Source organism: Promicromonospora sp. NPDC057138 (assembly GCF_042670845.1).
Lineage (GTDB): Bacteria > Actinomycetota > Actinomycetes > Actinomycetales > Cellulomonadaceae > Promicromonospora.
In genome coordinates this window covers 189,856-213,403 of the sequence record NZ_JBHUUX010000001.1, presented here as the reverse complement: position 1 = coordinate 213,403, position 23,548 = coordinate 189,856, and the positions used below count along the sequence as shown (strand labels likewise).

Annotated in this window: 20 protein-coding genes; 9 read left to right on the top strand and 11 right to left on the bottom strand. The window is 70.4% G+C overall.

Translation table 11 applies throughout. From position 1 onward, the window contains the following. Window positions 1-181 precede the first annotated feature (181 nt). Entirely contained in the window at window positions 182-1,483 is a 1,302-nt protein-coding gene (locus tag ACFT2C_RS00970; protein WP_377205130.1) for an MFS transporter, read from the top strand. Window positions 1,484-1,590: 107 nt separating this feature from the next. Next, the gene (locus tag ACFT2C_RS00965; RefSeq protein ID WP_377205129.1) at window positions 1,591-1,995 is read left to right on the top strand and encodes a hypothetical protein; all 405 of its coding nucleotides are present in this window, start codon (window positions 1,591-1,593) and stop codon (window positions 1,993-1,995) included. Between the two features lie 22 nt (window positions 1,996-2,017). Here ACFT2C_RS00965 and ACFT2C_RS00960 read toward each other — a convergent pair whose 3' ends face one another. Next, window positions 2,018-2,860: a hypothetical protein gene (locus ACFT2C_RS00960; RefSeq protein WP_377205128.1), complete on the bottom strand. Its 843-nt coding sequence runs from the start codon at window positions 2,858-2,860 to the stop codon at window positions 2,018-2,020. Window positions 2,861-2,975: 115 nt separating this feature from the next. Between ACFT2C_RS00960 and ACFT2C_RS00955 the strand changes: the two genes are divergently transcribed. The 3 genes from ACFT2C_RS00955 (at window position 2,976) to ACFT2C_RS00945 (ending at window position 9,877) form a co-directional block, all read left to right on the top strand. Further along, window positions 2,976-6,251 (top strand): SNF2-related protein, encoded by a 3,276-nt coding sequence (locus tag ACFT2C_RS00955; protein WP_377205127.1) that lies wholly within the window; start codon window positions 2,976-2,978, stop codon window positions 6,249-6,251. Window positions 6,252-6,345: 94 nt separating this feature from the next. Beyond that, entirely contained in the window at window positions 6,346-8,970 is a 2,625-nt protein-coding gene (locus tag ACFT2C_RS00950; RefSeq protein ID WP_377205126.1) for a helicase-associated domain-containing protein, read from the top strand. A gap of 115 nt (window positions 8,971-9,085) precedes the next feature. Further along, window positions 9,086-9,877, top strand: coding sequence for a response regulator (locus tag ACFT2C_RS00945; protein ID WP_377205125.1), 792 nt, complete (start codon window positions 9,086-9,088; stop codon window positions 9,875-9,877). A 38-nt stretch (window positions 9,878-9,915) separates the two neighbouring features. Here the strand turns inward: ACFT2C_RS00945 and ACFT2C_RS00940 are convergent, their stop codons facing one another. Both ACFT2C_RS00940 and ACFT2C_RS00935 read right to left on the bottom strand, forming a co-directional pair. Next, window positions 9,916-10,251 carry a hypothetical protein gene (locus ACFT2C_RS00940; RefSeq protein WP_377205124.1) on the bottom strand — a complete coding sequence of 112 codons (336 nt, stop codon included), beginning with the start codon at window positions 10,249-10,251 and terminating at the stop codon, window positions 9,916-9,918. Window positions 10,252-10,358: 107 nt separating this feature from the next. Continuing rightward, on the bottom strand, window positions 10,359-10,754 hold the full coding sequence (locus tag ACFT2C_RS00935; RefSeq protein WP_377205123.1) for a hypothetical protein: 396 nt from the start codon (window positions 10,752-10,754) through the stop codon (window positions 10,359-10,361). A gap of 114 nt (window positions 10,755-10,868) precedes the next feature. On the opposite strand from ACFT2C_RS00935, the gene ACFT2C_RS00930 reads away from it, so the two are divergent. Beyond that, the gene (locus ACFT2C_RS00930) at window positions 10,869-11,771 is read left to right on the top strand and encodes an HNH endonuclease (protein ID WP_377205122.1); all 903 of its coding nucleotides are present in this window, start codon (window positions 10,869-10,871) and stop codon (window positions 11,769-11,771) included. Between the two features lie 52 nt (window positions 11,772-11,823). Here ACFT2C_RS00930 and ACFT2C_RS00925 read toward each other — a convergent pair whose 3' ends face one another. Together ACFT2C_RS00925 and ACFT2C_RS00920 are read right to left on the bottom strand one after the other, a co-directional pair. Beyond that, on the bottom strand, window positions 11,824-12,816 hold the full coding sequence (locus ACFT2C_RS00925) for a hypothetical protein (RefSeq protein WP_377205121.1): 993 nt from the start codon (window positions 12,814-12,816) through the stop codon (window positions 11,824-11,826). Next, window positions 12,810-13,481: a hypothetical protein gene (locus ACFT2C_RS00920; RefSeq protein ID WP_377205120.1), complete on the bottom strand. Its 672-nt coding sequence runs from the start codon at window positions 13,479-13,481 to the stop codon at window positions 12,810-12,812. Before ACFT2C_RS00920 ends, ACFT2C_RS00925 begins: the two co-directional genes overlap by 7 nt. Before the next feature lie 239 nt (window positions 13,482-13,720). Between ACFT2C_RS00920 and ACFT2C_RS00915 the strand changes: the two genes are divergently transcribed. Then, window positions 13,721-13,942 (top strand): hypothetical protein, encoded by a 222-nt coding sequence (locus tag ACFT2C_RS00915; RefSeq protein WP_377205119.1) that lies wholly within the window; start codon window positions 13,721-13,723, stop codon window positions 13,940-13,942. Beyond that, window positions 13,939-14,466 (top strand): PDDEXK nuclease domain-containing protein, encoded by a 528-nt coding sequence (locus ACFT2C_RS00910; RefSeq protein ID WP_377205118.1) that lies wholly within the window; start codon window positions 13,939-13,941, stop codon window positions 14,464-14,466. Before ACFT2C_RS00915 ends, ACFT2C_RS00910 begins: the two co-directional genes overlap by 4 nt. 20 nt (window positions 14,467-14,486) lie before the next feature. Here the strand turns inward: ACFT2C_RS00910 and ACFT2C_RS00905 are convergent, their stop codons facing one another. Then, window positions 14,487-15,368, bottom strand: coding sequence for a PKD domain-containing protein (locus tag ACFT2C_RS00905; protein WP_377205117.1), 882 nt, complete (start codon window positions 15,366-15,368; stop codon window positions 14,487-14,489). After that, window positions 15,365-15,874, bottom strand: a complete 510-nt coding sequence (locus ACFT2C_RS00900) for a DUF6318 family protein (protein ID WP_377205116.1) — start codon at window positions 15,872-15,874, stop codon at window positions 15,365-15,367. The genes ACFT2C_RS00905 and ACFT2C_RS00900 overlap by 4 nt, the downstream gene beginning before the upstream one ends. Before the next feature lie 269 nt (window positions 15,875-16,143). Here ACFT2C_RS00900 and ACFT2C_RS00895 point away from each other — a divergent pair, with 269 nt between their 5' ends. After that, window positions 16,144-17,388, top strand: coding sequence for an asparaginase (locus tag ACFT2C_RS00895; protein WP_377205115.1), 1,245 nt, complete (start codon window positions 16,144-16,146; stop codon window positions 17,386-17,388). Between the two features lie 188 nt (window positions 17,389-17,576). Here ACFT2C_RS00895 and ACFT2C_RS00890 read toward each other — a convergent pair whose 3' ends face one another. Genes ACFT2C_RS00890 through ACFT2C_RS00875 form a run of 4 tightly spaced genes read right to left on the bottom strand, consistent with a single transcriptional unit; the run spans window position 17,577 to window position 23,543 of the window. Further along, entirely contained in the window at window positions 17,577-22,256 is a 4,680-nt protein-coding gene (locus ACFT2C_RS00890) for a LysM peptidoglycan-binding domain-containing protein (RefSeq protein ID WP_377205114.1), read from the bottom strand. Further along, window positions 22,256-22,738, bottom strand: a complete 483-nt coding sequence (locus ACFT2C_RS00885; RefSeq protein ID WP_377205113.1) for a pilus assembly protein TadG-related protein — start codon at window positions 22,736-22,738, stop codon at window positions 22,256-22,258. The genes ACFT2C_RS00890 and ACFT2C_RS00885 overlap by 1 nt, the downstream gene beginning before the upstream one ends. After that, window positions 22,735-23,169, bottom strand: coding sequence for a TadE/TadG family type IV pilus assembly protein (locus ACFT2C_RS00880; RefSeq protein WP_377205112.1), 435 nt, complete (start codon window positions 23,167-23,169; stop codon window positions 22,735-22,737). Before ACFT2C_RS00880 ends, ACFT2C_RS00885 begins: the two co-directional genes overlap by 4 nt. Further along, the gene (locus tag ACFT2C_RS00875) at window positions 23,169-23,543 is read right to left on the bottom strand and encodes a TadE/TadG family type IV pilus assembly protein (RefSeq protein WP_377205111.1); all 375 of its coding nucleotides are present in this window, start codon (window positions 23,541-23,543) and stop codon (window positions 23,169-23,171) included. Before ACFT2C_RS00875 ends, ACFT2C_RS00880 begins: the two co-directional genes overlap by 1 nt. Window positions 23,544-23,548 lie beyond the last annotated feature (5 nt).

Here is a 23,548-nt window from a genome sequence, read left to right as displayed (position 1 = left end):
GGCGACCAATCAGACGGCCTCGACATCGGCGCACCCCTTCGCAAAACGGACAGTGACTCCCCTGACCAGGCAGAATATCCAACAGGTTCCGCCCCCGCGATGGATAGCACTCCCCATGGCACCCAGCCCGCGGTCGTCGTCCCACCGCACCCGCAGCGCGCCGCACAACTACTGTGAACGAGTGACAGTCCTTGCCGAACTACGCGCCCTGCTGCGCCTTCCCGGGTTCCGCAAGCTGTTCACGGTGCGCCTCGTCTCCCAGGCCGGCGACGGCATGTTCCAGGTGGGCCTCGCCAACCTCTTGTTCTTCAGTCCGGAGTCGCAGGGGTCGGCCGCGGCGATCGCCGGCGCGTTCGCCATCATGCTCGCGCCGTTCACCGTGGTAGGTCCCTTCGCGGGCGTTTTCCTGGACCGGTGGCAGCGACGCCAGGTCCTGGTGTACGGCAACGCGGTGCGCGTGCTCATCACCGCCACGATGGCGGTGCTCATGCTCACCCAGGGCGTCACCCCGGCGATCTACGTGCTCGGGCTCGCCGCCCTGAGCATCAACCGGTTCCTCCTCGCGGGCCTGTCGGCGGGGCTGCCCCGCGTGGTCCAGGGCGACCTGCTGCTCACCGCGAACGCGCTCACGCCGACACTCGGCGCGGGCGCCGCGTTCCTCGGGGGCGGCCTCAGCTTCGTGCTGAGCCTCGCGATGCCGGCCGGCCGCATCCAGGACGCCACGGCGCTGGCCTGCGCGTGCGTGGTCATGGGCTGCGCCGCGCTCCTGGGGCTGCGGATGTCGCGCACGCTGCTGGGCCCCGTGTGCCCAGCCGTGGGCTCGATCGGCAACGAGCTGGTGGTGGTGACCCGTGGCCTCGTCGACGGCGCCCGCTACCTCGCCGCCCGCCGCACGCCCGGCCAGGCGTTGCTGGTGATGGCGACGCACCGCTTCCTCTACGGGGTCGTATTCATCGCGGCGATCCTGATGTCGCGCAACCTGCTGGCCGCACCGGGCGACCGCACCGCCGGCCTCGCGACCTTCGCCACGGTCATCGGCGCTACCGGCGTCGGCGGCCTGCTCGCGATCGTGTTCACCGCCGTGCTCGCCCGGCGCATGGCCCCGCAGTCCTGGATCGCCATGATGCTCACGGTGGCGGGGATCTCGCAGCTCATCCTCGTGCCGGAGCCGGGCCTCGTCAGCGTCGTCACGGCGTCGGCGCTGCTGGGCATGGCGGCGCAGGGGGCGAAGATCGCCGTCGACACGATCGTGCAGCGCGACTCGGAGGACGCCTACCGGGGTCGCGCATTCGCCTTCTACGACGTCCTCTACAACGCTGCGTTCGTGGGCGCAGCGGCTCTCGCCGCCTACCTCGTGCCCGACGCCGGTTGGTCCCCCGGGCTCTTCGCCGCCCTCTCCGTCGGATACGTAGCGGCCGCGATCCTGTTCGGTACGCGGGGCAGTCGCACAGCAAGGCTCATGGTGCAAACGCAGGGCGGGTGAAGTTCTGGATGAGGTCGGGTCCCTGATACCTATCGTGCCTGTTTTCCCAGGTAGAACGGTGCAAGGATTGATGCACTTACCTACACAGGGACTGGAGGTATCCGTTCATGTCCGACGCACCCGCCGTCACCCCGACACCCACCTGGGGCGAGGTGTTCCCATGGTTCCGCGAGGTCATGGCCGAGGACGACGCCTGGTACGTCGGCCAGGTCGACAACAAGACCGACGTCGGCCTGGCCCGCCTCGCGGACGCCGCTGTGACACGCCTCAAGGCGTTGCCCGTCGGCCGCCTCTTTCCCGCAGTGCGGCGGGTCGAGCGCCTCGACGAGCTCAACTGGCCCAAGCACCGGCTACTCAACGCATTGCACCGCGGCGGCTGCTTCACCGGGGACGACCTGTCCTACATGGTGATCGCCGAGATGCTCTCCTGGGAGTCGGTCGGTCCGATCATCGTGAAGCAGATCCTCGAGATCGTCGCGCTCGAGGAGATCCGGGCGAGCTCCGCGAAGTAGCGCCGACACGTCGGCCCCGGGCTCAGGCCTCTGCAGAGGGCTGTGCCTCCGCCTGGGGCTGAGCGTCCGCAGGGCTCGTGGCCTGCCGGGACGCCGCCAGCCGTCGGCCCGCGACCGCCGCGAGCGCCACAGCGGCGAGTGTCACCAGCCCCTGCACGACCTGCACCGCCGCGTACGCGCCGCCGTAGGCGCCGAGCGTGCCGGTCACCGAGGCGATCCCGAGCACGCCGACGACGGCGCCCAGCAACGCGCCGATCCGCCGCGTCGTCGGTGAGGCCCAGCCGCACAGCACCGGCACGGCGATAACGATCAGGCTCAGCGCCATGGTCAGCACCAAGGAACCGGCCATGCCGGGCGGCGGACCGCCGTAGGGCAGGATCGCGACCATCGGGAGCAGCACGTTTGTCCACAGGGTGTGGATGAACGCGCCGACCAGCACGGTGATGACGCCGGTGCGGCGCGCGGACGCCGGAGCGTGCAGGACGCGACCGAGCACGGCACCTCCGAGGACCGCAGTCAGCACGAGGAGCGCGACGAGGGTGCCGAGGACCAGTTCGGGCCGGGCCCCGTTCGCCAGCTGCACGACGACCGTGCCGAGCTGGAACACCAGGTGCAGCCCGGCCACGACGATCGCCGCGGTCAGGACCCGCCGACCCCGGAGCGCCGTGGCGCCGACCGCGAGCACGACAGTCCCCGCCATCGCCGCGTTCTCGATCACGAAGATCGCGTTGTCCATCGTGAAGCCGAAGTTGAGCTCGATGCCGGGGATCAGCAGGCGCAACGGCACCGACATCCACGCGGCGACAGCGAGGGCGAGGATGCTGAGCGCGGCGGGCCGCCGTCCGGCGTCGGGGAGGCTTTTCATGCGGACACTCTCCCAGAGGTCACCGACACCGTGTGAATGAACGGCACCGTGGGAATGACGGCACACTGTGGATAACTCCGCGGGCGTGTCGGTGGGGCGTGGAACGATAGGAGCCGTGCCCACGTCGATCCCCGCCCCGCGCGTCCACCCCGCGGCCATCAAGCTCTTGGTGGGTAGCGGCGCGTTCCTGCGCGGCGAGGACTACCAGAAGCAGGGCCGGGTCATCTCGTGGGAGTGGTTGCCGGACGATCTCCTGCTCGTCTCGTGGGTGCGCGGCAGCGGTCGCAGCACGTATTCGTGCTCCATCGAGTTCAAGACCAACGTGCCCGGCCCGCCCGTCGTCGTCGGCTCGGACTGCACGTGCCCGGTCAGGTCAGCCTGCAAGCACATCGCCGCGACGCTGATCGAGGCCGGGTCGGACGGGCTGGCCTCGCTGGTCCGGCCCGCGTCGTCGCTGAAGCGTGCGCCGCAGGTCCCGGAGTGGAAGGCGGCGGTGCAGCAGCTCGTCCCGACGGCGCCCGCCGCGGCCCCGTCGGCGTCCGACACCCAGCCGGAGCTCGCGCTGCAGTTCCGGGTGGACGGCGCGGCGCCGGCGAACAGCCTGTCCCTGTCGATCCGGCCGGTCCAGCGCAACGACCGTGGCACGTGGGTCGGCGGCTCGGCGTCGTGGAACTACATCCGCAACGGGTTCCTACGCGGCCTCGACCCGAGCGTCCGAGAGTGGTTCACCACGCTCGACGCCCTGCGCGCCACCAGCCCGCACGGCTACGGATACCTCAGCACGGGCGACTGGATCGGGCTGGACGACGTGCTCCCCCGCCCGTTCTGGCGCCATCTCGCCGACGCCGCGAGCCTCGGCATCGAGCTCGTGGGCAAGTCCAAGCGCGAGTCGCTCCGCCTGGCGGGCGAGGCGTCCATCGCCCTGGACCTCTCCCTGCCCGACGGCGGCGCGCGCCTCGAGCGGACGGTCGCCTTCGACGGCACGGTCACCCTCGCGACCTCCGTGGGCGCGCTGGGCCATCACGGCCTGTTCGCGGTCGAGGACTCTCCCTCCGGCCGCACCATCGCCCTGGGCCCGACGGCGGCGCCGCTCACCGACCAGGAGCACGCGGCGGTCCACCTGGCCGACGTCGCCATCCCGGCCGACGCCGTCGACGAGTTCATGGCGGACTACCTGCCGCTGCTGCGCCGCGAGGTGCAGGTCCGCGCCGACGCCGGCGTCGAGCTGCCCGAGCTGCCCCGGCCGGAGCTCGTCGCGACCGTCGACGCCGCGTCGCCCGCGGAGATCAGCGTGGCGTGGCGGTGGGCGTACCCGCCGTCCGACAAGGAATACCCGCTGACCACGGACCTGGAGACGGGTGCGGACCTGCGCGACCTCGCGGCGGAGGCCGCGACCCTCGGCCGGGCCGTCACCGCCGTGCGCGACGTGCCGGGCTTCGGGCACTTCCGGGTGGTGCCCGAGGTGTTCCGCGGGCTGCAGGCCATGGACTTCGCGACCACCGTGCTGCCCGTGCTCAGGGAGCTGCCGGACGTGCGCGTCGAGGGCGACGAGCTGCCCGAGTACCCCGGTCTCGAGGCCACGCCTGTGGTCAGCATGCGCGCGTCCGACAGCGGCGACCTGGACTGGTTCGACCTGGGCGTCCTGGTCACGGTCAACGGGCGCGAGATCCCGTTCGGGCCGCTGTTCGACGCCCTCGCCCGGGGCAAGAAGCGGTTCATGCTGACCGACGGCACCTGGCTGCGCACGGACCTGCCGGTGTTCGCCCAGCTCCGGACCCTGATCGAGGAGGCGCAGCGGCTGTCCGACCAGCCGGGCAAGCTGCGGATCAGCCGGTTCAACGCCGGCCTGTGGGCGGAGCTGGAGCAGGTCGCCGACGTCGTCGAGCAGTCGGACCGGTGGCGGCGCTCGGTGAGCGACCTGGTCTCCCTGACCGCGGAGGGTGTCGGCGGGCCGGAGCCGCTGCCGCCGCCCGTGGGCCTGAAGGCCGAGCTGCGCCCGTACCAGCAGCACGGTTTCGAGTGGCTCACCTTCCTGTGGCGGCACGGGCTGGGCGGGATCCTCGCCGACGACATGGGCCTCGGCAAGACCGTGCAGACCCTCGCGTTCGTCGCGCAGGCCCGGCAGGAGATGCCCGACGGCGACCGGCCGCCGTTCCTGGTCATCGCGCCAGCCTCCGTGGTGAGCAACTGGGCGGCGGAGGCGGCGAAGTTCACGCCTGACCTGAGGGTCGCGACACTGACGACCACGGCGCGCAAGGCGGGCACCTCGGTCGCCGAGGTCGCGGCCGGATCGGACATCGTCGTGACGTCGTACGCGATCTTCCGGCTGGACTTCGAGGCGTTCGCCGACGTCGGGTGGAGCGGCCTGATCCTGGACGAGGCGCAGTTCGCGAAGAACCACCAGACGCGCGCCAACGAGTCTGCCCGCCGCCTGAAGACGCCATTCAAGCTGGCCATCACGGGCACGCCCATGGAGAACAACCTCATGGAGCTGTGGGCGATGCTCGCGATCGTGGCGCCGGGGCTGTACGGGTCGGCGACCAAGTTCCGGGAGGACTACGTCAAGCCGGTCGCCGGCGAGGGCGACTCGACGCCGCTGCTGGCCCGGCTCCGCCGTCGGATCAAGCCGCTGCTGCTGCGCCGCACCAAGGAACAGGTGGCGCCCGAGCTGCCCGAGCGGCAGGAGCAGGTGCTCCGGGTGACCCTGGGCGCCCAGCACCGCCGCATCTACGACACGCACCTGCAGCGCGAGCGCTCTCGGCTCCTGGGGCTGCTGGAGAGCTTCGACGAGAACCGGGTCGCCGTCTTCCGGGCGCTGACCACGCTGCGGCGGATGGCTCTGGACGCCTCCCTGGTGGACCCGGAGTACGAGGGGGTTCCGTCGGCGAAGCTGAGCCTGCTCGCCGAGCAGCTTGCGGAGGTCGCGGCCGAGGGACACCGCGCGCTCGTGTTCTCCCAGTTCACGTCGTTCCTGGCCAAGGCAGCCGAGGTGTGCACGGACCTCGGGATCCCGTACGAATACCTCGATGGGTCCACGCGCAAGCGGTCCGACGTGATCGGCCGGTTCAAGGACGGCAAGGCTCCCGTGTTCCTGATCAGCCTCAAGGCCGGCGGGTTCGGACTCAACCTGACCGAGGCCGACTACGTCTACCTGCTCGATCCCTGGTGGAACCCGGCGACGGAGGCGCAGGCGATCGACCGGACCCACCGCATCGGGCAGACGCGGAACGTGATGGTGTCCCGGATGGTCTCGGAGAACACCATCGAGGACAAGGTGATGGCGCTCAAGGCCCGCAAGGCACGGCTCTTCGACGCCGTGCTCAGCGATGACGCCGGTGCGTTCGCGGGGGCGCTGGGGGCGGACGACATCCGAGGGCTGCTGGAGGGGTAGCCGCTTCCCGCCGTTGGTCGAGCTGGCCCTCGCTGGTCGAGCTTGTCGAGACCCTCCGGTTTGTCCCACGCCCGGTGTGCGCAAGTATGGTGCGGTGACTTCGCCGGCCGCAGATCCCGCCGTATCCAGCCTTCACGACCACCTGCGCACCCTCGACTCGGGTGCCCTCGAAGAGCTCCTGCTGCGTCGCCCGGACGTCAACGACGACGTCCCGCTGTTCGACCTGGAGGACCTGGCCGCTCGGCTGCTGCAGCCGTCGAGCGTCGGCGAGGTGCTGCTGCAGTCCGACCTGGCGCAGCTGCAGGTGCTCGAGGTGGTCGTCGCCCTGGGACACGCGGCGACCGAGCAGGAGGTCGCCCACCGGATGTCGGGCACGGCCGAGCAGGTGGCCGACGTCGTCGACCGGCTCGTCGCGGGTGGGCTCGCCTGGCCGCTCGACCCGACCGTCTGGCTGCGCGACCGCGCGACGGCACCGCTGGTGACGGCGCCGGCGGTGCTCATGCTGCTCGCGAACCCCCTCGGCCTGGGAGCCGAGGCCGGGCGCCTCGTCCCCTCGGTCGACACGACCACGCTCCGCGCGATCCTGACGACGTGGCAGGTCGCGGTGCCCAGGAAGAACGAGGACCTCCTGGTCGCCGTCCGGGACGGGATCAACAGCCCGGACCAGGTGCGCCGGGTTCTCGCGGACGCGCCGGACGCCGTCCTGCGGCACATGCTGCGGATGTCCGGCCTGGCCCTCACCGAGGGGCTCTCCGAGACCCTGCCGGAGCGCTTCAACCCGGAGGACCGGCCCGGCCCGTGGAAGGTGGGCGCCATCCTTTCCGGCATCGAGTCGCTGAGCAGGGCGGACGCCGCCTGGGTGCTGCGGAGCGGACTGGTCCTGCCCGTGCGCAGCGTCTACGGGTCGCAGCAGGCGTTCATCCCGCGCGAAGTGATCCTCGCGCTGGCCGACCCCGATGCCGTCGTGCCGCTCGACGTCGTCCTCCCCCGCCCGATGACGGCGCCGGTGGCGCCCGAACAGGTGGAACGCACGGCGGCGGCCGCGCTGACGGAGACCCTGTCGGCGGTCATGTCGGTCCTCGAGCAGGTGGCCCGGACGCCGGTCCCGCTGCTCAAGGCGGGCGGCGTGGGCGTCCGCGAGCTGACCCGGCTGGCGAAGCGCACGGGTGTGTCGGCCGAGCTGGCCCGCTTCGCCCTGGACCTCGCGGCCTACGGCGAGCTCGTCGCCTACGACGACGAGGCGCAGCACGACGCCGGCCACCTCGAAGCCACGCCCTACCTCGATCCGTGGCGGCGCCGCACGCCCGCGGAGCGCGCGACCGACCTCGTGGCGTGGTGGCTGGAGATCCCGATCGTCCCGCTGCGCACCGTCGGGCATGACGGCAAGACCCTCCCGGCGGCCCGCCCGGACCGGCCCCAGTCGTACGGGTCCATCGAGCTGCCCGCGGTATTGCGGGGCGTCACCATGGCCATGCTCCGCGCCCTGCCCGACGACGCCGGGGTCACCTCTGCCGAGTCCCTCGCCGACGCCGTTGCCTGGGCCTCCCCGCTGGCCGGCGACGCCCACGCGGTGGTGCCGCACCTGGTGACGGAGGCCGAGCACCTCGGTCTGGTGGCGCTGGGCGCGCAGACCGACCTCGGACGTTCGCTCAGCACGGGCGACGGTTCGCGCGTGCGCGACACCGCCGAGTCGTTCGTGCCGAGCGAGCAGGGGTCGGTGCTGCTGGGCAGCGACCTCACCGCCATGGTGACGGGGAGCCCGTCCGCGGCCCTGGTGGACGTGCTGGACGCGATCGCCGGCCGCGAGGCCCGGGGCGTCGCGAGCACGTGGCGCCTGACACCGGAGTCACTGCGGCAGGCGTTCGACGACGGCTGGGCGGCCGACACGATCCGCTCCGCCCTCCACGAGGTGTCGGGCGGGAAGATCCCGCAGGCGATGGACTACCTGATCGGCGACGTGGCACGCAGGCACGGCCGCGCGGCCGTCGCTCCTGCGCTGGCGGTGATCACGAGCGACGACCTGGCGCTGCTCGCCGAGATCCTGGCGCACAAAGCCTTGAAGAAGCTGGGGCTGCGCGCGGTCGCTCCGACCGTGCTGGTCTCGGCCGCGCAGGGACGGGAGGGCGTGCTCGCCGCGCTGCGCGCGGCGGGATTCATGCCGATCTCGCACGACGACGCTGGGGAGCCCGTCGTGAGCGTCGCCCGGGCGGGCATTCCTGCGGGGGGTGAGCTGGCGGCGTCGGACAGCCTGGATCTGGCGGGGCTCGACGGGGTGGGCGTGGACGAGCTCGCGTTCCACGAGTCCCGGGACGAACCCGTGCATGAGGCGGCTGCGCGCCTGGTCGCCGGGGTGCGGCCGGCGGGGATGACGGAACGCCCCCGGCCGCGGCCCGACGGAATATCGGCCGTGTTGGGCGGGGAATGGTCGGACGAGCCGGAGGCCTGGGACGGGCCGGTCGGGCCCGACCGTGGGGCGCTGATCGCCCTGATCCGAGCCGTGGCACCGCGGCTCACGCCGGACGCCGCCGTCGTCCTGGCGGACGCGGTCCAGGATGACGGCCCGGTGCTCGTCAGGCACGTGAGCGGGGTCGGCGCGGTGCGGCAGACCGGGCTGCACAGCGCCAACGTGGACGAGGACGCGCTGTACGGGTGCTCCGACGAGGACCACACGGCCGTGGAGATCCCGATCCGGTCGGTAGTGGACGTGCTGCGGGAGTGAGGCTCGGGGGTCGGTGGTGCTGCGGGAGTATGGCGCGCGGTTCGGTAGTCGACGTGCTGCTTGAGTGAGTCTCGCGCGATTCACCCCGCACGCGCTGACCTGTACGTTTGCTCCCGTGCCTGCCGTCGCTGACCTGATCGGGGCTGTCGCCAGCCTCCTGTGGCCCCTGCTCGTGATCGTCGTGCTGCTGGTGTTCGGGCGGCAACTGCTGTCGAAGCTTCGTAATTCTGACGACGTCACCCTGGAGATCGGTGGGCAGCGGCTCAACTTCAAGCAGGCGACGGATCAGCAATCGGACATGATCACTGACCTGCAGCGCGAGGTGGCGTCGCTGAAGCGGCGGCTGGACTACGTGGACAGCGTGCCGTGGGGGGACGGCGCCGTCCGGCGGCCTGAGTCCGGAGAGGCCGAGCGCGCGATGTCGGGGGACGATCCCGGGGCGACGTCTGAGGAGTTTGTTGGTGGCGCCGTTCCACGTTCCTCGGACACCTCCTGGATGCAGGAGGAACAGGAGAGGCGGATCTCGGTGCCTGCGCCCCGCTCCATACTCTGGGTCGACGACCACCCCGAGAACAACGCGATGCTCGCGGAGTCCTGGCGGCGTGACGGCGTCGAGATCGAGACCGCGCGCTCGACCAGCGAGGCGCTTCGCATGCTCGGCGGACGGACGTACGGCCTGGTCATCTCAGACGTGGGACGACGAGAGGCCGACGTCGACGTGCCGGACGCCGGCCTCCGGCTGCTGACGAAGGTCCGCGAGACGAACCCGGTGCTGCCGTTCGTGCTGTACGGGAACACCGGGTCGTTCGCGGACGACGTGCGAGCGGCTGGTGCCACGAAGGTGACTGACTCGACGTTCGAGCTGGTGGACTTCGCTACCGGGCTGGGGCTGCTCGACGGGGTGTGAGTGGCTGGGCGGTGGCCTGTGATCCTGCCCGCTTCTCGTCAGTCGAACACGCGGAAGAGCATGCCGACACCGCGGAAGATCCAGCTGCCAAGGCTGCCGATGGCGTGCAGCAGCTCCAGGATGTCGAGCACGCCGCTGAGCTTGTCCCGGGTGCCCGGGGTCGTCGCTGCGAGCAGACCCCAGGTGGTGAGCGCCGAGACAATGCCGACGACCGCGAAGATGCCTGTCGTCGACCACGACTCGTCGCGCGTGAACACCATGACGGCGCCGACCACCGCGCAGACCAGGCTGAGGATCGCGAGGAGTCCGAACGGGATGGCGAGGATCCCCGCAAGGATGCGGACGGCGCGGAGGAACCAGCGGAAGAACGGCATGGGAGAAGGATGGTGGACGGCGACCCTCTGTCCAACAAAGCTTTACTGACCGAGCCACTCCGGTGGTCGAGCTTGTCGAGACCCGCTGGTCGAGCTTGTCGAGACCCCTACCGACGCGTAGTAGCCCACGCCCAAGCGACCAACACCGGCTGACCCAGTAGCCGCAGCGTGCGCTTCCGATCCGTGTCCAGACCGAACGCGTCCCGGTGCTCCACAAGCTGTGCAATGTTCCCAGGGAAGACCGCGACGAAGAACGCTGCGACGAGAGCACCCAGCCGGCGTCGCGCGGGCTGTTTCCAGGTGGCGACGAGCGCAGTCCCGAGGCTGATCTCGACGATCCCCGACCCGACCACGACGATGTCAGGATCGACCGGGACCCAGGTGGGGACTTGAGCCCGGAACTCCTTGCGGGACCGAGTCATGTGGCCGATGCCCGCGGTGAGGAGGAAGGCGCCAAGGGCCACTTGGCCGATGCCGCGGATGATGCTTCCGGTGGTCGCCATGAGGTCCATCATGCTCCAGCTGGCAGAAGGTCTTCCTGGTCACCAGATCGATGCCTCGCGCAACTCACTCCCTCGGGGGTATCACGAACGGACTGCATCTGATGAGGTGTACTCATGGACTCTGCCGTTGAGCGTGCCCTGCGTACCCGCATCATCTCCTGGGTTCAGAACCAGGCCGAAGCCAATGGGGGCTATCTTCGCCGAGATGAACTCCTGGGCTTCAGGATCGACGACCAGAAGCTTCCGATCATCGATTACTCCCGCGGGATCCGTAACCCCGCCGCCTTCGAGTCAACCTTGTCGATCGTGAGCGCAACTCATGGACCATATGACGACACAGAATCGGAGGATGGCCTACTCCACTACGCCTACCGTGATGGTGACCCATGGTCCGGGGACAATCGAAAGCTCCGCAACGCAATGGCGACTGGCGCGCCTCTGATTCTCTTTCGGAAGGAAGTACCCAATATCTACACGCCAGTGGCGCCTGTGTACGTGGTGGAGGACTACCCAGAGGACCGTACATTCATCATCGCCCTCGACGAGTCATTCGGCCTCGTTCAGGACATCAAGAACATGCCGGAGCCTGAGCGCGAGTATGCACGTCGCCTTGCGAAGCAGCGGCTGCATCAGCCGGCGTTCCGCACACGCGTGCTGGTTGCATACGAGACCCGGTGCGCCGTGTGTGAGCTCCGATACGGATCCCTGCTCGATGCGGCGCATATTGTTCCAGACTCGGATGAACTCGGTGTTCCCACGGTGAACAATGGCCTCGCCTTATGCAAGATTCACCACGCTGCATACGACCAGAACATGCTTGGTATTACACCAGACTTTCAGGTGCGGATCGCAAATGAACTGCTCGAGGGAATTGACGGACCGATGCTCAAGCATGGGCTCCAAGAGATGCACGGTCGTTCAATCCAGCTCCCGACACGACGGGCCGATCGCCCAAGCTCGGAATTTCTCGCCTGGAGACACGAGCGATTCGGGAAAGTGACCTCTACGCAGTGTTAAGCGGATTCCTTGAGCGCCGTGGCGTCCACCTGGCCGAGGCGGCGCGAGTCGGTCAATCCCGCACGAGTGCCTGAAGTTCACCAATACGAATCTGGGTGCTGTTGGGCGGTGAGGTAAAGGGGATCTGGCCGCCCTGCCCCCCACTGCTCTGCCACTCGACGACCCAGTAGGCCGTGCCGGTAAGAGTGAGGTTGCCCGGGCTGTTGTTCAGGTCGGGCCCGAATCCACAGGTGGGGGACGGCTCCGCACTGTCGCGGCCGTCATACGGCGTGCCCGGTGCGTTGGCACCGTCGCAGGTAATCGCGCCCACCGTTGTGCCGTTCGCTGAGGTCAGGGTCCACTCAACTCGGTCGAGTGTTCCTGTGGCGCTGACCGACAGACCACCGCCGCCCGCGGTGCGCGTGATCGGGCCGATGGTGTTCTCCGCGCGGTTGGCAATCCACAGCCAAATCGGCAAGCCGATGGCACCGACGGCGTTCGGGTTGCTCGTGGTTGCCGGCGGTGTGGAACCGATTTGGCCCATCGTGAGGTTCATCGCGGCGACGGCGCGCCGGGCGAGTTCTTCGGCGGACGGACCGGCTGCTGCCGGTGCACTTGGACGCCAGTAGACGGCGTAACCGTCACAGTTGTCAGGGGGCGTATTGTTCTGTGCACATTCCGGCGGGGTGCATTCCACTAGGAACCCGTCGTCGTGGCCCTCCCAGTCGTTGCCGTCCTGAGGGTTGTCAGAAAATACACGCTCATAACAGCGGCCATTCCAAGAACCATACGGTGAGGAACAAGGAATCTCCTCGCCCTTAAACTCGCAGGTTTGCGGGCCTTCGGCGCCGCCACCGCCAGGGTTATCTCCACCCCCGCCTCCTTCGTCGCCACCACCACCGCCACCTTCACAAGGGATCACTACACCGTCCGGCAAAGTTACCGGGATGCATTCGTCCGCGATAGCGGCTGGTACCTGGACCAGCGCAATGAGTGCCATCACTGCTGCCAGCACCACTGCCGCCAGGGCCCTTCTGGTGCTCAAATTAACTCGGCCCGTCAGCATGCCTGCTCCGGATGCGGAGTCTCAACATTGATCGTCCAAGCCGTGTTCGGGCCTTGATGCCGGATAAGGTATGAGAACCGATATCGACTGGGCGCGCCCTCTTGCCGGTCGATTCGATCCCCGCTTTTGTCGAAATTTGTGACGCCGCTGAAGTCTATGCAGGCTTCCAACCCGACGGATTCAAACCCATTCTCATTCGGCTTGTACTCGGTCACTCTTGAAGTGACCACCTCGGCAGCACCAGTCGTATACCTACCTTCAACAGCAAGTTGCTCAAACGCATCGCCTGTGGGGCCCCAGATATCGGGATTGCCCCAGAACGGCAGCAAGTCGCTCTCCCAATCCGCGTATCCATTGTTAGCGACCGACGCCGTCGTCTCGTAGTACCCCACGAGCCGCGCCTTCGCGTCAGCGATGTTCTTCGCCTTGATCTGCTCCGGCGTCGTCGGCTTGGGAGACGCCTTCGGCGACGACGAAGCCGAAGGACTCGCCGACTCTGAGATCGACGCCGAGGGCGACGACGCACCCGGACCGGGGATCGCGCCTTGGACCGTCTCCGGCTCGAACACTCCCGAGCGCACGACCGCGAACCCGGCCACCGCAACGACTGCGATCCCGATGAGGACGGCGATGGTGCGCGTGGGCGTGATGGCGGACGAGACCATCGGGCGACTCCCTCAACTTCGGGCAGAACTCAGTGAACACGGCCGTAAGCAAGGGTGCGCTATATCCGTCTTCGCAGCAAGGCGCCTCCGTGATAATTCACAACATCCCGCCAAACTAGGACAACGATGGTCCTGGATCTCGCCATGAGATCACCTAGTTGCAGCGGATGCTCGTGCGGTTTCGTTGCGTATACGCAACTCGGGTGGCGGATGTTGGAATCCCTCTACAGGGTTGAGCCATGAGCGATCCCGCTACTCCGCCCTCAGATGCAGAGCCGGTTGGCCACACCGAGTTCATCACGGCTCTCAAGTCACGCGTCGGCGCTGCCCAGTTCCGCACAACCCGCATCGTCGACACCGAGCCGCTCCGGCCCGAGTTCGTCCAACAAGCTGTAGGACTACCCAGCGCGACCGAACGTCAAGCCGTCATTACCGACGAGATCGCGAGGATCGACTCATGAGTTTCTTCCAGCGCACCGAAGAGTTCCAGCCTGAGGGCTTCGAAGACGTGGTCGGCGAGCTCGTCGACTCGATCCGGCGGTCCTTCACGGGCATCGTCGTGGACCATCTCGAGGACCTGCTGGCTGTGCCACATCGCCACATGTGCCTGGTCGATCGCCACGTGACCATGACCGAGGACGATCGCGACTACACCGTCGACCTCTTGCTCTTCCACGTCACCCAGATGCGCTACATCGCCATCCAGGTCCAGGCCGGCCGCTTCGACCCAGCGCTCGTCGCCCGCGCCCGCTACACCCTCGACCTCGTGGACGACTTGGTCCGCGTGCCCGCGGTCCACGCCCCCAGCGTGGGCATCCTGCTCTGCACGGATGCCGCTGCCGACCAGGAACCCGGCCCGGTCGCCATCACGCTCTACGACGGCGTAAGTCCCGCCCAGCAGGCAGAGCTCCCGCTCTCGCTGGAGCTGACCGGCCTGATCGATCGCTGCCTCGACACCACCGCCGTCAGGAGCCAGACACCCTGATTGCGCAGGCCCGTCGAGGGTCAGCCGCCGTACAGGTCTTCCACCAGTCGCGCTCGCGCTTCCAGGATCTCCAGGCTGCCCGACGACGACACCGTGGTCCCCTCTCCCGCCACGTCATGCCAGGTCGGTTCGCCGGCCAGCCGGAACTGGCCGTGCCAGGTCGTCGTGAGCGAGATGGTTGCTGATCCCGGCTTCGCGTAGGCGTGGGCCACCGTGTGTGCTGGGTACGGCGCGCCGGGATCCGTGGTGACCAACGGAGTCGATCCGTCGCCGAAGTTCCACGAGTAATTGGTCGGCAGAGCCCGGATCTCTACGGGCATACCGAACAGGCTCGTGCTCATCGTGCGTGGCTGGTTCTCGGTGAAGGCGATCGTGTCGACGTTCACGAGGGTCCAACCGTCTGGCGGCTGGACGTTCACCTCCGACGGTGCGATCTGCATCTCCTGGAACGCCCGCGCCGCGGCCGCGGGGATGTCGACCTGCTGCCGCTGCTCGGCCAGGCAGGACTCCTCCTCGACCATCGCGGCGTCCGACCAGCCGCCCGACTCTCGACGCTGTTCGAACAGGGCACCGACAGCCTGCTCGTCCTCCTCGCATTCGATGCCGGCGTAGGCGAGCTGGCGACCCTCCTGGCAGGACTGGGCAAACGCTGTGGCACCGCCAATATCTCGGAGAAAACACATCGCAGGTGTGACACGCCATTGGCGTACGGGCGGATTCTGGGGTGAGTACCCACGCACACCAGCCACGTCGGCCTTCGGCGGGACGGGCGAGCTAGCTGGCAGTTCTGCCGTGACATGAACTGCGTCGGATGCCGTCTGACAGGCGAAGTTCTCGCCGCACATCTCGGGACCCGCCAATAGAAGCTGGCTCGCCAGGACCAGCGCGAAAGGGCCGATCACCCTTCCCCTCCAGGGATCGGCGCGATTGTCACGACAACCCAGTCACCGTCGCGGCGCCCCATCTCAATTCGACGATCGACGACTTCACGCTCACCAGAGTCGGTCACGTCACCCCCTGCGTCTCGAGTCTCGTAAGCCTGCTGCGTAACTCGAGCATCCAGCGGGTAGATGCCTGTCAAGTCGTCTCGCTGGTATGCCTGCAGGATCTCCACCTCGAGTCCGCCGCCACGGAGGGACTCACCGTTTGCCGCCATCTCCTTGGCCCGGTTACTCCCGTCCTTGCAAAAGTCGCAGGCTCGATGCGACATCGCGTCCCAGTCCTTGGTGTCGCCGGTAGATCTTGTGTAGGCGTACAGAGACAAGAAGTACTCCGCCGCCGCCGCCGCACCCTCCGCGTCGTCCCGCTTCATCGCCTCGGGCCGCTCCGGCTTGGCCGGCGCCGACGGCGTCGGGCTCGCGGACTCGGACGCCACCGGCGTCGACTCATCACCCGAGGACTCGCTCACGCCAGGATCCGGCGTCGAGCCCGTGCAAGCAGAAAGCGCGAAGCCGACCGCCACGATCAGCCCCGCCACGCGCATCGCCGCGCCACTCATCCGCGTCCCCCTGCCGCTCACGCCCCACCGTTGCGTATCCGCAACGGCCGAGAATGACGCTAGCCCGGCCCAGCGGATCCGGAAAGTGGGTCCTGTGGATAACTGTCAACATCCGGGCAATCCCCTCGAAACTCCCGGCCCTTAGCGTCGGCCGCAAGCCGACCGAAGGGGAAGTACCCATGCCCACAGTCATCGCCCTGACCAGGCGCACCATCGCGTTCGCCACTGCCGCTGTCGTCGGGACAGCGACGCTCGCCGGCGCCGTCGGCTGGAATATCGCCGCGGACCGCGCGCCCGCGCCCGTCAGCATCCAGGCCGCGGGGACCAATCCGCTTGGGATCCAGTCCGCGGCGTATGAGCAGGCCACGGCGCCGAAGAGTCGCACGCCCAAGGTGGTCGTCGTCGCGACGGGCGGCACGATGGCCGGGAAGGCGGCGGGCCGCGACACCTTCACCGACTACCGGGCCGGGACCTATCTCATGGAGGACATGCTCGATACCCTGCGCCCCGAGCTCGACGCCGTCGCCGACGTCTCGGCGATCCAGTTCGGAAACGCTGGCTCGTCCGGCTACACGATCGCCCAGTTCCACGAGCTCACGCTCACGGTCGAGGAGGCGCTGGAGGACGCGGACGCCGTCGTCGTCACCACCGGAACCGACACCCAGGAGGAGTTCGCCTACTGGCTCGACCTGACGGTCCGGTCCAAGAAGCCCGTCATCACGTCGGGCTCCATGCGCCCCTGGGGCGCGGGTGACGGCCCGGACTCCGACCTCGTGTTCGGCACAGACGCGCCCGCCAACCTCTACAACGCGATCAAGATCGCGGCCTCACAGCAGACCTACTGCTTCGGCACGGTCCTCATGCTGAACGACGAGATCCAGGCCGCCCGCGACGTCACCAAGACCAACTCCTACCGCACGGACACCTTCCAGTCGCGCGAGTACGGCGTCCTCGGCTGGATCGACGGCGACACCATCACCCTCGGCCGGGCGCCCGCCCGTGTGCTCGACTGCGACAGCCGCCGCTGGTACACGCCCTTCGACCTGTCCGACGTCGCTCCCGAGGACCTGCCGAAGGTCGAGATCGCCATGTCCTACCAGGGCGCCGGCAGCGAGGCGATCACCGGGTTCCACGAGGCCGGGGCTACCGGCATCGTCACGGCGGGCACCGGGGCGGGCGGCATCTCGCGCGCGATGGGCACCGCCCGTTCGGCCGCCGTGGCCGACGGCGTCTGGTTCGTCTCGACGACGCGCACCGGCTCCGGCGGCTCGTACGGGACCGGCGACGGCGTGATCGCGGGCGGCGACCTCACCCCGGTCAAGGCCCGGCTGATGCTCCTGCTGTCGCGCGCCTTCACCGACGACATCGACGAGGCGCGCGACTGGTTCGTGGACTACGGGACGCCGACGTTCGCCCGGGACTGACGGGGTCGGTTGCCCGCTTCGTTGGTCGAGCTTGTCGAGGCCCGTTCCAGGGTCTCGACAAGCTCGACCAGCGAGACGGGCTCGACCAGCGTGGGAGGGCTCGACCAGCGGGAACCAGGTCTCGACAGGCTCGACCAGCGGAGCAGCTCGACCAGCGAAGCCGCCCGACCAGCGGCGGCCCGACGGCGTCAGCCGCGCGGCGCCCTTCCCGCGTCCGCCGCGCGGCGGCGGTCCTGCTCGTCCACCTGGGCCAGCAGCTCCTCGGTGTCCGGCTCGGGCTCCATGGCGAGCTGCTCCAGGTGGTCGCGCAGGCGGTCGACGAGCCGCCCGACGGCGTCCCGGCGTCCCGACGCGATCTCCGCGCGGATGCCGTTGCGCCACGACCGCTCGTCCACCGGGTCGGCGAGCCGCCCCACCTGGGAGGCGTGCCGGGCCATCGCGACGTCTCCCGCCAGGAGCGCGCGCCGCGCCACCTCGTGGGACACGTCCACCACCCCGGACGAGATGGTGTGCATCAGCTGCTCCGCCCACGCGTACTTGCGCAGCGGCACGCCCTCGAACGGCCGGCCGCGCACCAGGTCGAGCGCGGCGAGCAGGTCCGGCGTCGGCGTCTGCGAGAGGTCCGCGCCGACCAGGTCGCAGAACAGGTGCCAGTCCGTGCGGACCCCGCGCAGCCGGTAGCCGGCGGACTCGAGGTCGGCCTGGCCGCCGTCGTCCGTGGACCAGTAGCGCGGCAGGTACTCGTGGCCGCTCGCGTCGGTGCCGAGCCAGCGCCGGGCCCGCGAGACCGCGGAGCGCCGCGTCGCCAGGTTCGGCTCGCGCGAGGGCCAGAGAGCGTTCGAGATGTCCGAACCGCGCGAGCCCGGGTTGAACGCCAGGAACGCGATCAGCTCGGTGGCCTGCCGCTGGTGCGTGGACGGCAGCTCGACGCCCGTCGTCCCGGCGAGCTCCACGTTCCCCAGCACGCGCACGACCGGGGCTTCGAGGCGCGGGGCCTCGACAGGCTCGACCAGCGACCCAGGCGCACCCGGCGTGCCCGGCTCGACCGGCGAACCCGGCTCGACGGTCCCGACCATGGACCCGCGCCCGGAGCTCCCCGGGACGACCGGCGTGCCCAGCGGCGGCGTCGCCACGCTCACCGCGGCGTTCGCCCACGGCGCGAAGCTCCCGGGCAGGGTGCCCGACGTCGGGCCGCCGACCGCCGTCCCCGTCGCGTAGCCGGCCGACGGCGCGAGGCCCGCCGCCTCGCTCGCCGCGACGTCCGAATCCGCGGCACCAGCGCGGACAACATCCATCGGGATCTCCTCCAGCGTCGGTTCGGTGCGGTTGATCGAACGGCTCCAGGCGGGGCCGGGTGCGGTCTCGGGGTCGGCCAGCAAGGCCAGGGCTTGCGCGTACGTGGCGCCGTCGAGCTGTTGCGGACGCACGGCGATGTAGGCGGGCATGAGGATGCCGCGGGTGGTGTCGCCGTTGGTGAGGTCGCCGGTGAGGTCGAGCACCCAGTCGCCGACCTCCGCGCTGGAGGTCACGGCGGCGATGCCCACGCCGGGCACCCGCTCGACCAGGCCCTCCAGCGTGGCGCGCTCGACCACGCCGAGCCGCTCCCCCACGAGCAGGATCTCGGGCGTCCAGGCGTCGGTCGCCAGCCCGCGGCCGCGCGCGTCGGCGACGGACGTGGCGCCCACCTGCGCGAGCGTGCGGTCGACGTCGGCGGCGCGCGCCTCCAGCTCGCGGATGATGCCCGCCAGGCTGGGCACGTGCCGGACCCGGCCGGTGTCGACGACGCCGGGCAGCTCGCCGAGGGTGCCGACGACCGTCACCTGCAGGTCGTCCGCCCAGAGGCTCGTCGCCAGCTCGATCGCGAGCGCCGCAAGCGTGGCCTGCGCCGCGGCGTCCGAGCCGCGGATGTCGAGGCACGCGAGGTTCTCGAGGTCGAGCATGAGGTGGGTGTCCTCGTCGTCGTGCCCGACGGTGACGAGGGCCGGGTAGGGCGCCTCGCCGTCGGTCTCGACGGGCTCGGCCCCCGATCCGGTGGTCGAGCTCGTCGAGACCCTGGTTTCGACAGGCTCACCGGTTTCGACAGGCTCAACCGGCGCGACCTGCGACGCCGCGTCGGCGTCGGCCGCCGCAAGCTGCCAGACGAACCGGTCGGTCGTGCTGGCCCAGGGCTCGGGCAGGTCGGCGGCCCGGTCGAGGTAGAGCTCGACGAACTCGCCGCTCTTCAGCCGCGCGACGCGCACCCCGGGCAGCGGCAGGCCGCGTTCGCGGTGCCACTGCGCGAGGCTGCGCAGCGCGCGGTCGACCTGGTTGCGCCCGAACGGGTCCTCGACGGTGTGCAGGTCGCGCTCGAGCGCGCCCGCCGGCGTCTCCGGTCCCGGCACGACGACAGTCTCGCCGGGCACCCGGCCCTTGCGCGCCCGGCGCCGCTTCACGGCGACCAGCGCGAGCAGCCCCGCGGCGAGCAGTCCGCCGACGCCGGACGCCGTCCGGACGCCCACCGACTCGTCGAGATCGTCGACCACCTCGGAGACGACGTCGGTCGCCGAGTCCAGCAGGGACGCGCCGCCGGCCGTCGTACCCGCCGCTGCGGTGGCAGCAGTCGTGGCGCCTGCCACCTCGACGGGATCGGATCCCGGCCGGGTCTCGGCTGCGGCCCCCGCCTCCGCAGGTCCGTCTGCGCGAGCGGAACCCTCGGCGCGAGCCGACTCCTCGGCGCGAGCAGCCCCCTCGGCTGACTCGGACCCCGACGCGACCGGCGCCGGCTCCTCCACTGGCGCCGACGCCTCGACGGCGACCTCCGGCGCGCTCTCTCCGACGACCGGCTCGTCCCCAGCCAGCTCGTCAGGCAGGACCTCCTCGGTCACCGCGCCGCCCCGCGTCGCGGTCACGTCGGAGTCCGGGACGATCCCGCTCAGGTCCCCGGTAAGCCCCTCCGCGCCGTTCTCGGCGACGCGGTCCGACGCCGGGTCGCTGCCCCACATCGTGCCGCTGCCGGACGCCGTCTCCTTGGCGGGCTGATCCGGCTCGTCCTGCGGCAGGAGCTCGTCTGCGATCAGGCCTTCCCCGGGGATCGTCTCCGTCGAGCCGCCCTGCCCCGCCGACTCGTCCGGCGCGAGGTCGGGATCGTTCCGGAGGTCCTCGGGCGTGACCTCGTCGTACTCGGGCTCGGCCGTCTCCCGCGGGGCGGGCGGCGCCTCCGGGACGAGGTTGCCGTCCGCGGTCGCTTCGGGCGCGGGCTCCTTGTCGTCCTCGGCATCGGGCCCGCCGATGCCGGCGGCTCCGGTCCCGACGTCGGCAGGGTCGGGCGTACCGCTGCCCTGCTGCTCGCCGCCCCGACCGGCCCCGCCCTGGTCAGCGCGCTCCTTCGGCGGCGCGTTCTGCGCCGCCCGATTCGGCTCCGGCGCCGCGGGTGACCCCGCCGGCTGCTCGCCGGAAGGCTGCTCGCCCGCCGGCGTCCGCTGCTCCACGACGTCGTTGCCCGAGCCGCCCTGCGCGTCGATGTCGTCCGGCTCGACCTCGGCGGCGCCCCCGGGCGTCACCTCGGTGGACGGCGCGGTCTCCTCCGGCGCCGACTCCGCGGGAGCCGACTCGTCAGGCCTTCCCGCCGCCCCGGCGGCACCGGCGGCACCGGCCGCGGACTCCACGGCGCTCGGCTCCTCGGCGTCCGGCTTCTCGGCGTCCGGCTTCTCGGCCCCGGCGTCCGGCGTCACCTCGTCTGACGCATCCGAACCCGCCGACGCGTCCGACCCAGCGGAATCGCCAGGCTCCTCCGCCGGCTTGTCGGCGTCCGGCGTGCGCTGCGCCGCATCGTCGGCGCGCGAACCGGCGTCCGACGTCGACTCCCCCGCACCGGGAACCGTCACGGTCCAGCCCGGGTAGATAAGGTCGGGATCGGTGAGCCGATCCCCGCCCGGCTGCTCCGTGGCGCGCGACGCCTCGTAGATCTCCGGGTACTTGGTCCCGTCACCGAGCTCCTCCTCGGCGATGCCCCACAGGGTGTCGCCCGACTCGACGACGACCTCGGCGGACTCCGTCGCTCCTCCGCGGTTGCGCACGTTCACCGTGCCGTCCGAGTCGCCGGAGCCGGCCTGGTCGACCCCCGACGCCCCCGAGGCGCCCGACGCCGCCGGCAGCCGCAAGACCCAGCCCGGCTCGATCCAGTTCCCGGCGTCGAGCGCACCGCCGTCGGCCTGCGGGACGCCGTAGTTGAGGTCGGCGATCTGCTTGAACCGCGCGCCGTCCCCCAGGGTCCGCTCGGCGATCCGCCACAGGGAGTCGCCCGGCTGCACCGTATAGGTGGCCGACGGCGCCTCGTCCGCCTGGGCGTGCCTGCCCACCTTCTCGGTGGGCGCACCCGCCACCACGGAGGCACCCGGCAGGACCGCCGCGGCCGCGACCGTCCCGGTCTGACCGGCCTCGACCGGCGACGGCGCCGCCATCGCGGGCGTCGCCGCGGGCGCGGCGACCAGCATCGTGATCACCGCTCCGACCAGCACCGCCGCGGCACGCTGCTGCGCCCCGAGCCCGCGCACGTGAGGCGAGCGGCGGCCGCGGAGCGCCGCGACCACCTCGATCACCACGGCGATCGCGAACGTCAGCCACGCGATCCAGCCCACGGCCTTGACCAGCCCGAGGAGCACGGAACCCGTCACGTCGGGGCTGCTCAGCGTCGAGATGACCCGGTTCAGGCTGACCGGGCCTGTCCACACCGGCCCGCCGAGGATCCACAGGCCGATCGGAATCCCGACGACGAGCGCGACCAGCAGCAACGCCGCGCCCAGCCCCTTCGCCACGCGTGCGCCCGTGCCCCGCTGCGGTCCACCCGGCTCACCGGTCACCGCACGGCCCTGGACTGTCGAGGTGCTCATCAGGATTCCTCCTGTCCTATCCCGCGGACTGCTCGCGCCTCGGCGTCGGCCGTGACGGTGAGCGAGCTGATTCCGATCAACGTGAGGAACGTGGTCTCGTAGGTGACTTCGGTACCCACGTCGACGGTGGCGCCGTTGACGGCGGTCACGCCGCCCTGCACGCCCAGCGCGCCGAGGGTGTCGGCGGCAGCCTGTGTCGCGCGCGCGGGATCCACCTCAGGGGGCAGTCCCAGCTGCGCGCGATCGATCCGGATCTGTTGCGCGGCGGCCCGTGCGGCCTGGTCGGCCGCGTACTCGGCCTCGTCCTCGGCGTGCAGCCGCCCGCCGCCGTCGACCACCAGGCCGATGGCGATGATGAGCGCGGGCACCATGCCCGCCGCGAGGATGTTGACCTCGCCGCGCTCCCGGAGCCTCCGGGCACGCGGCGGCGACCCCGCCGTCCGCCCGCGCCGCACCCACATCCGCCCAGCCCCCCTGGTCATGACCGCCCCCGATAGGCGTCGAGCACCGACGTCCCCGTCGCGCTGATCGTCCGCGAGCCGGGTGCACCCGGCAAGCCGAGATCGCGCAGCGGCACCACGCACTCCACCTCGACCGTGATGGTCCCGACGGTCCCGAGCGGCAGGTCGAACGCGTCGGTCATCGGCGTGACCGACGTCTGCGCGCAGCGCACCCCGGAGTTCAGCAGGGTCGAGGTGGCGGTCGACGTCGCCTGCGCGCCGGCCACTGTCGCCGTCCGGCTGATCGACGCCGCCCGCGCGGCCTCGTTCGCCGCCGACTGCACCACGCCCTCGGCCAGCACGAGCCGCCCCGCCATCACGAGCAGCAGCCCGATGAGCAGCAGCATCGGGAAGACGACCGCGGTGTTGATGGCGACATTGCCGCCCTCGGAACCGTTCTCGGAGCCGTTCATCAGCCCGCCCCCGATGTGAACCGCTCCACCGGCCCGGTGGCCGACTGCTCCACGCGCAGCCCCCGGAACCCCGGCACGATCGACGGCGCCAGCCCGACCACCCGCGCGGTGGCCGTCTCTTCCCCACGGGTCACCGACACGTTGACCGACGCGAACGCGTCGCCCCCGCGCGCGAGGCGCGCTGCCGCCTCCGCGTATCCCGAGTCGATGCTGCCGCCCTCGACGCGCGCGGCCTGGACTGCCCCGTTGGCCACGGACTGGGCCGTGTTCTGCGCGTGGAAGTAGAGCACGCCCTGCACCATCGCGAAGATGAGCATCAGAACGATCGGGTACGTCAGGACGGTCTGAAGCGAGGCGGCACCGCGTTCGTTCATCCCAT